The 14,678-nt window shown below is 45.8% G+C and carries 9 protein-coding genes; 4 read left to right on the plus strand and 5 right to left on the minus strand.

Annotation, left to right across the window (positions count from 1 at the left end; all coding sequences use genetic code 11):
* Positions 1-94: 94 nt before the first annotated feature.
* Positions 95-985, minus strand: a complete 891-nt coding sequence (locus MHB43_RS21980; protein ID WP_405117976.1) for a hypothetical protein — start codon at positions 983-985, stop codon at positions 95-97.
* A 100-nt stretch (positions 986-1,085) separates the two neighbouring features.
* Positions 1,086-3,077 (minus strand): diguanylate cyclase, encoded by a 1,992-nt coding sequence (locus MHB43_RS21985; RefSeq protein ID WP_405117977.1) that lies wholly within the window; start codon positions 3,075-3,077, stop codon positions 1,086-1,088.
* Between the two features lie 465 nt (positions 3,078-3,542).
* Between MHB43_RS21985 and rpsD the strand changes: the two genes are divergently transcribed.
* The 3 genes from rpsD (at position 3,543) to MHB43_RS22000 (ending at position 9,761) form a co-directional block, all read left to right on the plus strand.
* Positions 3,543-4,142: a 30S ribosomal protein S4 gene (gene rpsD / locus MHB43_RS21990; RefSeq protein WP_062835377.1), complete on the plus strand. Its 600-nt coding sequence runs from the start codon at positions 3,543-3,545 to the stop codon at positions 4,140-4,142.
* Between the two features lie 188 nt (positions 4,143-4,330).
* Positions 4,331-6,436, plus strand: a complete 2,106-nt coding sequence (locus MHB43_RS21995) for a methyl-accepting chemotaxis protein (protein WP_405117978.1) — start codon at positions 4,331-4,333, stop codon at positions 6,434-6,436.
* A gap of 229 nt (positions 6,437-6,665) precedes the next feature.
* Positions 6,666-9,761 carry a transglycosylase domain-containing protein gene (locus MHB43_RS22000; RefSeq protein WP_405117979.1) on the plus strand — a complete coding sequence of 1,032 codons (3,096 nt, stop codon included), beginning with the start codon at positions 6,666-6,668 and terminating at the stop codon, positions 9,759-9,761.
* Between the two features lie 240 nt (positions 9,762-10,001).
* Here the strand turns inward: MHB43_RS22000 and acsA are convergent, their stop codons facing one another.
* On the minus strand, positions 10,002-11,726 hold the full coding sequence (gene acsA / locus MHB43_RS22005) for an acetate--CoA ligase (protein WP_405117980.1): 1,725 nt from the start codon (positions 11,724-11,726) through the stop codon (positions 10,002-10,004).
* Between the two features lie 296 nt (positions 11,727-12,022).
* On the opposite strand from acsA, the gene MHB43_RS22010 reads away from it, so the two are divergent.
* Entirely contained in the window at positions 12,023-12,655 is a 633-nt protein-coding gene (locus tag MHB43_RS22010; protein ID WP_405117981.1) for a GNAT family N-acetyltransferase, read from the plus strand.
* A gap of 109 nt (positions 12,656-12,764) precedes the next feature.
* Here MHB43_RS22010 and MHB43_RS22015 read toward each other — a convergent pair whose 3' ends face one another.
* Together MHB43_RS22015 and ccpA are read right to left on the minus strand one after the other, a co-directional pair.
* Positions 12,765-13,460 (minus strand): 5'-methylthioadenosine/adenosylhomocysteine nucleosidase, encoded by a 696-nt coding sequence (locus tag MHB43_RS22015; protein WP_405117982.1) that lies wholly within the window; start codon positions 13,458-13,460, stop codon positions 12,765-12,767.
* A gap of 128 nt (positions 13,461-13,588) precedes the next feature.
* The gene (gene ccpA, locus MHB43_RS22020) at positions 13,589-14,602 is read right to left on the minus strand and encodes a catabolite control protein A (RefSeq protein ID WP_169481547.1); all 1,014 of its coding nucleotides are present in this window, start codon (positions 14,600-14,602) and stop codon (positions 13,589-13,591) included.
* Positions 14,603-14,678 lie beyond the last annotated feature (76 nt).

A 14,678-nucleotide genomic window follows, 5' to 3' on the forward strand; every position in this document is an offset into this window, starting at 1 on the left:
GTCATCTGCCATACTTGAATTGAACAACGGTAAATTACGATACTATTGTAGCACGCGAACAGTCATCCCGTCAGCAGGCAGTCCCTCACTTCGTTTATTGATATGACTTGAAGTTAACATCGGTGACAAGGGCTTCTTTGTTACTTTTACGGTTGTTGTTCGTATAACTCATCTGACTTTCAGAGGATAAGCGAAGAGGCAGACTGCTCTTCCGATCTACCGTGAGATGATATACCGTCTGCACGCTCGCTTGTTTCATCATCTGTTGCATCATTGTTTCACCCTGTTTCCAAACTTTCTCCAGATCCTTCTCAAGCTTCTCCTTACGCGCCCCTTTCACCGTAGCTGCCTTATGCATATATTCTGCCCGAATGGCGTTCATCTCGTCGTTTAGCTGGGTTACAGCCCATGATTTGGCGTCTTCCGGTGCAAGTTCAATCCGTAATGTTCTGGTTCGACGACCGGCACCATACTCGGATTGAATGGTTTTGTGCATCTCATCGATCTTCTCCAATTGGGCAATTGGATTAAAACGAGAAAGAGACCCACGGAGTGGCTCATGCTGCGCTGACAATGCCATCCATTGCCCTTGTTTCCGCTCGAAAGAGGCGCTAAACCCACTGGGCTGTCCATTATTTTTTACGGCAGTTGTTTGAATGCCTGTACCCACAGCGGTCACTTCTCCAGGTAACCGGGTCTGAAGGGTCAGACGATCATGATTCTCCAGCTTGCCTTCAAATTTGAACTGATTTTCGAACAGCCCACTGTTCTCCCGTCGAAGTCCTGCCTCTCCTTCAAAACTCAACGTTTCTTTTCCCGCTATCCCCGATAAAGCCAAGGAAAAAACCTCTTCAGGCGTTTGATCTCGCTGGATTAATCCACAACCCGGAACACCAATAATCACGATGCTCACAAATAACCATAATGTACGTACCGAATGGCGGTTAAACATGTCTATCTTCACCCTTCCGTGAACTTTCTCCATAGATTGCCCCGCCCGTATATGCTTATACTTCCTTCTATACACAACTTGATTCTCCCATGCACAAAAAAAAGAGAACGACTCCGCAATTGGAATTGTTCTCTTAACGTGTTACATTCTGTTCCTCTACAACGATTCTGTTCCGACCACCATTCTTGGCGCTGTACAAAGCCATATCAGCCCGATAAAACAAGGACTCTACACTGACCTTTTCATCCATCCAATTCCACTCTGCGATGCCACTGGATACTGTAACGGGCGGTCTGGTCTCTTCTTGGACTCTCTTTCGAATCACTTCCGCATAATCTAACGCCTGCCTTACACTCACCTGTGGCATATAGATCGCCAGTTCTTCTCCACCCCATCTGGCACAGACATCCTCTGAGCGAACAGAGCTGGTGACGATCTCACTCACTTGCTTCAATACTTGATCCCCCGTCTGGTGTCCGAATGTGTCATTCACCTGTTTGAACTGATCAATATCCACCACAATGAGGGAGCCACAGAATTCATGAGCCTGTCGCTCGTGAATCACACTGTCCAGATAATGCCTCACATACAGACCTGTCAACATATCCAGATTAGCCAAGCGCCGAACCTCGGCATGCAGCGTGGCATTTGACAGAGCAAGTCCGATATGGATGGATAACATCTGCAAAAGCCGATAGTTATCATATGAAAAGTAGTGCTCTCTACTGTGTCCCAGCAAAATGGCACCCTTCACTTCACCATTGACTCTGATCGGTGATGCAATCAGTGACATGGATCCCGTATCTTCCATGAAAAAGGAGGACACTTTATCATACTGTGCATAATTAACTATAATAAGTGGTTCCTCTGTTCGGTACACCAAACCTGCGATACCGTAGTCTACAGAAAAGGATTGGTGAAAAACATCTTTCACGTTAGATGACATGACTTCGAAGTCATTTGTACTGTCATTGAGTTGAAGAATGCAACACGTTTCAGCCTGGAATATTTCCTTTAACTCTTGCTCGGATAATTGATAGATCTCCGAAAGATGCAGGCTTTTGTTCAACCGCTGTGTAAGATCATTAATTAAACGAAGTTCCTGAATTAACATATTGGATTGTTCATGCAGCTTGGCGTTCTCAAAGGCCGTTCCTGCAGTGTCTACCATCATCGTAATCAATTGCAAGTCCGATTCTTCCATAATCTCTTCATTCATTTCGATATGGAACACACCGTATATGCCTTGTTTGCCTTTGAGCGGAATCCCTATATCTACAATGCGGTTCTCTGCATCATCTGAGCGAGCAACGATCAGCTTACCTTCCATAAATGAACGCACACAAATATCTTCTCCTCGCTCGTGGACAAGCAACGGTTTAATCCGTGGATCAGAATTGCTCTGATCCTGAGACATATACAATTTGATATAAGTGGCCGGGTACAAGTAGTCCATACTGTCAAATACCTCATCCAATATGGCCTCGACATCCATTTTGTCATGCATTCGCTGAACAATCTGAAAGAGGATGGACCTCCGGTGTTCCTCACGAGCTGTTTGTTCATGAGCATGTAACAGGTCCGTCATAAATATGTATTCAAATCTTCGGTAAAAGCAGGTGCGATAATGCAATGCCTCAGATTGAACCACAGCTTCAGACGTTTCATATCCATTGGATTCATAGATCACAGCAGTGAATACGGCAAACATATCCTTGTTTGTTCTGGAGAATAAGGGATGTGTTATTATAAGATACTCTCCGTGTTCGCTTGTCCCTTTAAGGGACAGGACCTGTCTCTTATCCAAACATTCCAATACCAGCCTGCGTGCATTTACACCCGGATCAGCTTCATGATCGCTATCGTATTCTATGCAATCACCTTCCGTGTTCCAAACGCTGTAAAAGGTTGATGTTCTGGGCAGCCTTGAACCCACTCTGGAGTTCCAGTCACTGTATGCCTGCTCTAGCAAGCTGCCCAAATATGAAAAATCAAAAGGTGTGATATCCATTTTTTGCATCCACAACACATGCTCTTCATGAGAACGAGGAGCGGCAAAAGATGCGGAATCGCCCGAACTTCGTGAATTCAAGCTGGCAGGTAAACTTCTTAGATGTTCTAACATGTCAGGCGCTCCTTTGCACCGTTTTTGCATCCACCAGGATGCATTAATCTGCAGACGTTATCGCAAACCTGCAAATTCGTTGCGATAACCTTGTTACATAAAGATGATTTAAAGTTAAGATACAATCTATTTTACTCTGTTTATAGCTTTTTTGCATCCATATTTCAGAAAATTGTCCCATTATTTTAGGCCCAATGACCTATCGACAAATTTAGACGTTTTTTTGCTTTTATTCTATGCTTGACTTTGTTTCTCTTAAGCTGTAATATAAATTGTTGATGAAGACTACTAATGGGTCTTTAAATTTGGGCATTACCGGTTGTGTCACCCTCATTCTTTTTGTTGCTTTCAGGACAGCGGCTGAACTTTCCTGATCGTTCTATGCGAGGCCAAGCCCGCATCAACAAATTGGAGCGCAAACAGAGCCCTAATATGAACTTTAACTAAAAAGGAGCTACTTTAAACATGGCACGTTACACTGGTCCTAAATTTAAATTGAGCCGTCGCCTCGGCATTTCCCTTAGCGGAACAGGCAAAGAATTGAAACGCCCTTTCCCTCCAGGTCAGCACGGAGCTAACCAACGCAGAAAAATGAGCAACTACGGTATGCAATTGCAAGAAAAACAAAAATTGCGCCACATGTACGGTTTGGGCGAGAAGCAATTCCGCACACTGTTCTCTAAAGCTCAAAAAATGCAAGGTATTGCCGGTGAGAACTTCATGTTCTTGCTTGAGTGCCGCCTTGACAACCTCGTTTACCGCCTTGGGTTCGCTAACTCCCGCGCTGGAGCGCGTCAGTTGGTAGCACACGGTCACGTAACTGTAAACGGTAAAAAAGTCGATATCGCTTCTTACCAAGTAAGCACTGGTGATGTAATCGGCTTGCGTGAGAAGAGCCGCGCTCTTTCTTCCGTTAAAGAAGCTTTGGAAGGCCGTTCGCATCTTCCAGCATACGTTGAATACAACGAAGCAGCTGTAGAAGGTAAATTCATCCGCTTGCCTGAGCGTGCTGAATTGTCCCAAGACATCGATGAAAAACAAATCGTCGAGTTCTACAACCGTTAATCGTTGCAATCACATTAAAGTTTCAATCCAAACAGCTGTCGAGATTTTCTCGGCAGCTGTTTTTCTATGCTTTTTTTTAATTATCTTCATTATAGGAACGTAAATAACGATATAAAATATAGACTCCCTTCAGGAGAAGCACACATCCATATATACATCACAAGAATGACATCGAGGGGGATTAAAACATGCATTTTTTTCGCAATCGCAAGCTCGCTGTTAAGCTTGGACTTTTACTCGGGATCGTATTACTCTGTTGTATTGGAGCCCTGATTGCATTTAATACCAAATCCATTTACGACAAAAGCCTCCAGTACGGCGAAACTGTTGCTGGACAAGCAGCAAACCGGGCTACGAATGAGTTTATGACAGACATTAATCAGGTCAAAAACACATTGGACACCATGAGCACCACGTTATTGGATGCCGCTCAGAACGGGTCTCTCAACCGCGAAGAAGTCGTTAGACTCCTTGAACAGTATCTGAAAAAGGACGAGAAAGTTTTTGGCTTTTATACGGGCTGGGAACCAAATGCCTTTGATGGAAACGATGCGGATCACGTGAATAAAAATGACTATGATGATGCTACAGGCCGCTTCATCCCCTACGCCATACGGGACGGTAACTCCCTGCATTTTGAGCCTCTGACTACCTATGAGGGAAACAGTGAAACTAGTACATACTATCAACAGCCGAAGAAAACCAAATCCATCTATTGGTCCGAGCCAGTTACCTATACAGTTGGCGGAAAAGAAACACTGCTCGTTTCGATTGTCCTCCCTCTATTAGATGAAAACAAAACTTTTCTGGGCATTGTTGGGGCCGACTTTACCATTGATCGCTTTCAGCAAAATATAGCATCACTTAATCCGGATCAGGGTTATGCCATGCTGATTACTAGTGAAGGACAGATTGCTGCACACGGCTCCAAACCGGAACTGGCTAATGAAGGAGCCGTAATTCCATCTGAAATGAAGACAATTATTCAGCGTATACAATCTGGCGAGTCTCAGTTTTACGCCACTGACCCTGAAGTAGGGGAAGAACTATTTATTGCCGAGCCCGCCAGGTTACAAGGAACGGATTCAAACTGGTACCTTGTATCGGCGCTGCCAAAGAGCCATATCCTTCAACCCTTCTATGACAGCTTGAACTGGTCCATTCTGATTGCCGCACTGGCTGTCCTTCTGCTTGCAAGTGTGGTTACCTACACTATCGTCTCCATTGTAAGGCAGTTGAATCAAGTTAATATCGTCGCTGGACAGCTGGCTGGCGGGGATTTGACACAAAAGTTACCTGTACGATCCAAAGATGAATTTGGCGTCATGGCGGGTCATATGAATCAGATGATGGATACACTGCGGCATACCATATCGGTTATATCCGAACATGCTTTATCTGTCGGCTCTACTTCTCAACAATTGACCGCAGGTGCCGAAGAAACAGGTAAAGCAGCCGAACTGATTGCATTAACAGGAGTCGAAGTTGCAGATAAAGCAGGTAAACAGGTGCAGGAGCTGCAAGAGTCCTCCCGTTCCATGAATGCAATATCTGCAGGGATCGGAAGAATTGCAAAGGCCGCCTCCGATGTATCGGATTCATCGCGAGCTGTGGCTGAGCGAACAACTGTCGGAACCGATAAGATTCAGTCCGCCATGCGTATGGTCGATAGTGCCACCTCTTCTGTGCAGACGTCCATGACCGCACTGGAGAATTTCCGTCAACGTTCGGAAGAGATTGGCCATATTACAGGCATGATCACAGAAGTTAGCCGACAAACCAATCTTCTTGCCCTTAACGCTTCCATTGAAGCATCACGAGCAGGTGAACATGGGCGCGGCTTTGGTGTTGTTGCTTCCGAGATTCGTAATCTGGCTGAACAATCCAGAATATCGGCAGCGCAGATTGCAGCGTTAATTCATAGTGTTCAGCAAGAGGTCCTTTCTCTCGTTGAAAATATGGAACAGGGGAATGCCGAGGTTAGCCATATAGCGGAAGTGATTAATGAAAGTGGTGAACTATTCCTCTCCATTTCATCACAGATCACAGATGTTAATGAGCAGATTGAGCATGTATCAGCCATTGCGCAGCAGATGTCAGCTGGATCACAGCAGGTGGATGCCACGTTAGTGCAACTCAAAACCATTGGTCATGAGACGGCAGATCATGCAACTCGTGTTGCCTCCGCCTCTGAGGAACAACTCGCATCCATGGAAGAGATTACGGCGGCATCTGCCTCACTGGCTAATCTTACCCAGGAACTATTAGAACTGATTCAACGATTCAAAACCTAATGTAGAAGACCTCCATTACGACACATCATTCAGGTCACCCTGTGCACCTCAGCATGGAGGTGGCCTGCTTATTTTGGCTTACAACTCATGAAATGTGCTTCAATATCGCATGATATATAGCATAATGCATGGCAGAATGGCAAATTTCGACCATTACTTGTATTTCTCAGGCATGCAAACCCGCCTTTTTATGCTATAATAAGTGCTGTTAAAAGGAGGAAGACACTGAATGGTTGATGTTAATAAGAAAAAGCCCGATGAACAGCCTGTACGCAAACGCAGCTTTGCCCGCAGACTGGGAAGTTTCGTCAAATGGATGGTTGTCCTAGGATTTATGGGGGCACTATTTGTAGGCGGTGCTTTGATGGGATACGTCAGTTCCATTGTGAAAGACGAGCCTGTCCGTTCAAGGGCCCTGATTGAACAAAAAGTCAGCGAAAACTCCATCACAGGCTTTGCTTACTTTGCCGACGGCAGTCCGATCGGTCAATTACGTACGGAAGAAGACAGGCGTCCGGTCACTACGGACCAGATCCCACAGAAGGTTATTGATGCTGTCATTTCGATTGAAGACAATCATTTTTACGAACATAAAGGTGTAGACATGAGCGGAACACTACGTGCCGTGAAACAGAAAGTGCTGAAAGAATCAGTACAAACCGGCGGTAGTACACTGACTCAGCAATTGGCGCGTCGTGTGTTTTTGAATCTGGATCGCACGGAAGATCGGAAAGTGAAAGAAATTTTGCTCTCACTCCGACTCGAACGTTTCCTGACCAAAGACGAGATCATGACAGCCTATCTGAACAAAGTTCCTTTTGGTAATGGTTCCAGCGGATACAACGTTTACGGAATCAAAGCGGCCGCCAAAGGATTGTTCAATATTAATGATCTAGAAAAAATCAACATCGCTCAAGCTGCTTATCTTGCTGGATTGCCACAACTCCCCTCCTCTTACTCCGCTTTTAACGGTAAAGGTGATTTTGTAGAGGAGAATTTTGACCGCGCAATCAACCGTCAGCATCTGGTACTGCGCCGTATGCTTGAACTGGGCAAAATCAATCAGTCCGAGTATGACAAAGCTCTTGCTTTTGATATCAAAAGCTCTCTCGCTCCGAAGACCATCAAGGCTTACAACACTTATCCATATCTTATGATGGAAACGGAACGACAAGCTGCACAGATTTTGATGAAACAGTTGAATTCCGACACAGCTGAATCTACAGACAAAGCTACGGATGCAGCCACACCTCAGAAGGAAAGCAGTGCACTATTAGAGGAAGCTCAGACGCAACTGCGGACAGGTGGATATCGTATATACACGACCATCAACAAAAGTATCTACAAAACGATGCGTACCATTGCGGAAGATGACAGCAATTTCTCAGCAGATGATCCTGTCAAAGGAAAAGAACAAACTGCTGCCATGCTGATTAATCACAAAACCGGTGCTATTCTTGGAATGATTGAGGGCCGGGATTTCCAGGACGAACAGATGAACTACGCAACGCAGATGATACGTCAGCCAGGTTCAACGATGAAACCTATTGCAGCTTATCTGCCAGCTCTGGATGAGGGTCTTGTCCAACCTGCTTCTATTATTGATGACTCACCGATCATTCTCAAAAATGGTCCGAGCGGCTACCACATCGCCAAGAATGCCAACAATCGGTATCAGGGACTGGTCACTGCCCGCAGAGCACTGAATTATTCTCTCAATATACCAGCTCTGAAGTTGTTTAATGAAGAAGTAGGGATCGAGAAAGCTTGGACCTTCGCCAAGAAACTGGGGATTACCACCATCCAGAAGGAAGACTATCAGGCTCAGACTGGTGTTCTCGGAGGTCTCCAATACGGTGTAACCGTTGAAGAATTAACCAGTGCCTATGGTGCTATCGCCAATAAGGGTGTATATAATGATTCTTACATGATTAGCAAAATTGTAGATTCCAAAGGCAACATCGTTTATAAACATGATACTGAACCTGTCCAAGCCTTCTCGGAGCAGACAGCATACCTGATGACCGATATGCTGCGGACCGTTATTACAGAAGGAACGGCAGATAAAGTACGTGAAAATTACAAATATTCAAAGAGTGTGCCAATCGTAGGTAAAACGGGTTCCACTCAAAACTACGCAGATGTCTGGTTTGAAGGTTATACACCAGATGTCACACTTGGCGTGTGGGTTGGATACAAACAGCCGGTGAATACGCTGGAAAGTAAATCACAGAGAAAACGTGCGCAGCAACTGTGGTCGAAAATCCTGAACGAAGTGATCGATACGCAAAAAGATCTGTTCGTCACGGATTCGTTCAAAAAACCATCTGGCATCGAAACGCGCACGGTGTCTGCATACAGTGGCAAGTTGCCAACATCCATGACTGATAAATTTGTTACGGATATTTTCAACAGCAAGTTTGTTCCGAAGGACAGCGATGACGGTGTAGCCAAAGCCAGGTACATCACTTACAATGGCGTAAACTATATTCCGCGTGACGGAACACCTTCGGACATGTTGAAGGAAAAAACAGTAATCAAGCGCAAAAAGCCAATCTCGGATCTCATCAAAGAATTGCAAAATGCATTCTCACGTATGAGTCGACATGAATCACTCGCTTATTATCTTCCTGAAGATGCGGATGCAGACATGCCAACACAGATTGATCCAAGAACAGATAACGGCAAAGCTCCTGATGCACCAGGCAACGTACGGATCTCAACCTCGGGTGACAGAGCAGTCATTACATTTAATGCCACACCTGAAAATGATGTCGTGGGTTATCGTCTGTACCGTTCGGTAAACGGTGGAGGATTCCAGAACCAGGGTCAGGTTGTCTTGGCCGGTGAATCCAGATCATTCTCTGCATATGCTGCGCAAGGCGGTAACTTTGCCTTCTATGTAACGGCAGTGGATGTTGCCGGTAGAGAGTCTGCTCCTAGCGCTACAGTAAATAGTGCTGGTGTAGCTCCTCCTGTGGAAGAAGAGATTAATGAGCCAATTGAAGTTCCAGGTACAGTCATTACACCAGGAGAAACGCAGACCGATAATACAACAACGACAGCCCCAGGCACACCTGGTCAAGTCAGCGTATCTGCCCTCTCTCAAGGACTGCGTATTCAATGGGCATCCAGTCCAAACGCAGATAGTTATGCTGTATATTACAGTGAAACAGGCTCAGCTCCTTACACCAAAATTGGAACAACAGCGGGAAATACCATGGATTATGGAGTACCCGCATCCACCAGTGGATGGTTCAAGGTATCTGCCAGCAATAGTGCGGGTGAATCCGAACCTTCTGCAGCCATACATTTTCAACCCTAATTAAGGCATAGCTTTCCAAAACAAGCCGCATCCTCAGACTGTATCTGAGTGTGCGGCTTTTTATTTGTATTTACAGTAAGCCAAAAAGCCTGCTTCATGCCATTGGCATAAAACAGGCTTTTATAATCCATTTTAATGGGTAGAGTCACTGTATTTGGAACCGCAGAATATTAACTTCTTCCCCACTACTCAATGTATCGGTATCGATAGCGCCACATTGATGATCCTAGCACTGTCGCGTTAGTCTTCAATGGTGGATAGATCTCCTGTTGGCAGATCAAGCTCCCAGGCTTTCAGGACACGGCGCATGATCTTGCCGGAACGTGTCTTGGGCAGTTTATCCTTAAACTCAATCTCACGCGGAGCAGCGTGGGCAGACAGGCCCTCTTTGACAAAACGATAGATCTCTTCTTTTAGCTCCGGTGTCGCCTCATATCCTTCACGAAGCGCCACAAAGGCCTTGATGATCTCCCCACGTGTCACATCCGGCTTACCAATTACGCCCGCCTCTGCTACCGCAGGATGCTCCACGAGCTTGCTCTCCACTTCAAAGGGGCCGATACGCTCCCCTGACGAATTAATCACATCATCAATCCGTCCCTGGAACCAGAAATACCCTTCTTCATCCATATAAGCGGAGTCACCGGATACATACCAACCCGTAAGCCTGAAATACTCCTCGTATTTCGCAGGGTTATTCCAGATCTTCGCCATCATGGATGGCCAAGGTGTCCGTATGGCCAGATTACCCATACTGTACGGCGGCAATTCCTGCCCGCGATCATCAATAATGGCTGCTTCGATTCCAGGCAACGGACGTCCCATGGAGCCAGGCTTGATTGGCATTCCGGGATAGTTACAGATCAGCTGTGCACCTGTTTCCGTCATCCACCATGTATCATGAATTCGCTGACCATAGGCTTTCCATCCCCAACGAACAACCTCCGGATTGAGCGGTTCACCAACAGACATGACATGACGCAGACTGCTCAGATCAAACTGGGCTATGGTCTCTTCTCCCGCTCCCATCAGCATACGGAAGGCCGTTGGTGCACTGTACCAGATCGTGACTTTGTTCTTCTGGATGGTGCTGTACCAATCTTGAGGACTGAAACGACCGCCTCGTATCACATTGGTTACTCCGTTGAGCCATGGAGCAAAGATACCGTAAGAGGTGCCTGTCACCCAACCAGGGTCAGCAGTACACCAGTACACATCATCCTCACGTAAATCCAGAACAACCTTACCTGTATAATAGTGCTGAATCATGGCATTTTGAACATGGTACACCCCTTTGGGTTTACCCGTAGAGCCTGAGGTATAATGAATAAGCAAACCATCCTCACGATTCAGCCACTCTACTTCCATCTCATCCGAAGCGGCAGACATCTCTGCATCAAAATCGATGAGTCCTTCCTCAGTCTGCGCGCCCCCACCCACAATAAATATATGTTTGAGTTGGGGCAATTCGGAACGTTTGATGCGTTTTAGCAATTCCGGAGTGGTGACGAGTGCTACTGCTCCGCTATCCTCCAGCCGATCCTTCACTGCCGTTTCCATAAAAGCTTCGAACAACGGACCCGCGATGGCTCCAGCTTTCAATATGCCCAGAAGACTAAAATACAGCTCAGGACTTCGAGGCATAAAAATAAACACCCGTTCCCCTTTGGCTATGCCATATTTGCGGAGAACGTTCCCGAACCGACTCGACTGTTCGCTCAGATCAGCAAAAGTATAGGCCTCTTCACGTGAAGCATCGCTATACAATAAAGCGGTTTTCCCGCCTCTTCCTTCCAGCACATGACGATCAATCGCTTCATGCGCCATGTTTACTTTTCCGCTGGCGTGCCACGTAAAGTGCCTTTCCACCGATTCCCAATCGAACCGGCTTCTCGCCTCCGTGTAATCGCCCAGGTTAGATTCGGACACAACCGTTTGCAGCATCTCACCATGTGCTTGACTCATGCTTGCCAGCCTCCTTCAACTCGACATTTCGATTCCCGTTAGGGGTCAATCCTCATTGCCTTTGTGTTGACTGAACTTCCAGTTAGCGCTTACATTAGTAGAGAGAACTTCTCATCATGTACTTGCTCGGCCAAACAGATGTTAACTATACTGTATTGAATTGTGAACATTTTTTGTCTACGCAATTATAGCAAATCTTTTCAATTGTCGTCTATGGCTTTTCAATTTTTTGGATTTTTGCTATAGCGTTCCTTTTGGAACAACCTCTATAAGTAGGAGAGAGAGGAGCATGAACCATGGAACATATCAAAGAACATCATATGCGTTCCATCTTCAAGTCCGGCCACCGAATTACTGTTGAAGGTCCCGTGCAGGCCGAGGAGATAACCCGTCTTGCCTTCCATCCGGATCTGGATGCCTTTCGGCGCCCAACGGAGCAGCAGGAAGCTCTCGCAGAGATTGCATCATTGCCTGAAGGTCGAATTATCATTGCACACGAAAATGAAACGATTATCGGTTATGTAACCTTTCACTATGCGGATGATTGTGAACGCTGGTCTGAGGGCAACATGACTGATCTGATTGAGCTTGGGGCAATCGAAGTTGCGGACGACTATCGCTCGCTTGGCATTGGACGTGAGATGTTGCTTACTGCTCTGGAAGATAAATACATGGAGAACTACATTATTTTCACCACAGAATATTATTGGCATTGGGATCTGAAGGGCAGCGGACTAAACGTATGGGATTATCGTAAAATGATGGAGAGGCTGATGGAAACGATCGACATGACCTGGTATGCAACAGACGACCCCGAAATCTGTTCACATCCTGCGAACTGTTTGATGGTACGTATCGGAAGTAAGGTGCCCATCACATCAGAAGAACAGTTTGATCGTGTACGCTTCCGCCATCGGTTCATGTACTAATTTGATGATCTGTTCGACAAACGATATACATAATAAAAACCGCCTCTCGCAGCGTTGCTCCATACTTCATGGAACAGCTAATCGAAAGGCGGTTTTCAAGTTACTGCCATTACATATTTTCTAACATGTGCTCCACAATACGGTGTGAACGCTGCGAAGATTCCACGGTAAATTCAGCAAAGTTAACAAGCGCTGAACCATCCGCTTTATCTGACATCCCACGCAGGACAACAAATGGTACTCGATTCATGTAACAGACCTGAGCAACTGCTGCCCCTTCCATCTCGGCACATGCACCGTCCATTTCAGTATATAACATCTTAACCGTATCTTTATTCGCAATAAATTGATCTCCAGATAACACTTTACCGATCAGGTAATTGGCTCCCTGAGCTTTACATGCTTCTTCAGCCAGTGTAATAAGCGAAGCCTCGGCAGGGAATGCAGATGTCTCCTGGTAAGGAATAACCCCGCGTGCAAACCCCAGTGGCGTTACATCCATGTCGTGCTGAACACATACAGACGATATAACCATATCTCCGATGTTCAGTTCGGGGTTAACTGCACCCGCAACACCTGTGAAGATAATCCGATTAACCTGAAAACGATCAATCAAGATCTGCGTTGTAACCGCTGCATTTACTTTACCTACGCCGGATTTGCACACGACAATTTGCTTGCCCAGCCACTCCCCGGCAACGTATGTTATACCGGTTTGTTTGACCGTCTCAAGCTGCTTCATACCTGCCAGCAAAAGCTCAACTTCCTCATCCATCGCTCCGATGATACCAATCGTTTCACGCATCTTCTGATACCTCCTATTTTCACTTTTAGCCTCATTCAGCACAAAAGCTCCGTCTCCGGAGCTTTCGCATGTCCACTATGTAGAGAGAATAAGGACTTCTCCCTTAATATATCTGTATATAATCCCGATTAAACTACATCTGCGTGACTTACAGACAGACGAAGAATTGTTTCATGCGGCAAAATAACCCGTGGGTTCTCCACATTTTCTTTTTTCATCAACTTGGTCAGCAAACGCATCGCTACTGCGCCAAGGTCGTACATTGGCTGAGCCACTGTTGTCAACTGAGGACGCACCATGGAAGCCATACGGATGTTATCCACACTAATAATGGAGAAATCATCCGGTACTTTCAGGCCTTCATCCTGAATGCTGTGAATGGCACCAATCGCCATTTCATCTGTTGCAGCAAAAATCGCCGACGGCTTCTTCTTCAGTCCGAGGAAATATTTCATCGCTTCCACACCGGATTCATAACGATAGTTACCGATACGTACCAGATCCTCCTGGTATTCCATGCCTGCTGCTTCCAGTGCTTTCTTGTAACCTTGGAAACGTGCATATCCATTCGCTGGATCTTGCAGCGTACCACTGATCATCGCAATTTCCTTGTGTCCATGACGAATCAGGGTGTTTACCGCGTCAAACGCAGCAGCCTCATGATCAATATCCACTGAAGGGAATGAGCCCTTCTCATCACTCGTTGCACAAAGTACGATCGGCACAGCCGCAGACTGGAACGCCTGAATGTGTTCGTCCGTTACTGTTCCACCCATGAAGAGCAGTCCGTCTACTTGTTTTTCGAGCAACGTGTTAATAACACGAATTTCTTTTTCTTTCTTCTTATCTGCATTACACAAAATAATATTGTAGTGATACATATTCGCAATATCTTCAATTCCGCGGGCAATCTCCGCGAAGGTGGAGTTCGAAATATCTGGAATAACAACCCCGACCGTGGTTGTCTTCTTGCTTGCCAGACCTCTGGCTACCGCATTCGGACGATATCCCAACCGTTCGATGGCTTCATATACTTTTTTCCGCGTTTGCGGTTTGACATTAGGGTTATTATTAACTACCCGTGATACCGTTGCCATAGACACTCCAGCTTCACGTGCCACATCATAAATGGTTACCGTCACAGTACTTCTCTCCATTACCAGTAAATTTTCATACCATTTTCATTAAGATTTATATTACGACAAATTTTTGCATTAA

This window comes from Paenibacillus sp. FSL H8-0317 (assembly GCF_045040685.1).
Lineage (GTDB): Bacteria > Bacillota > Bacilli > Paenibacillales > Paenibacillaceae > Paenibacillus.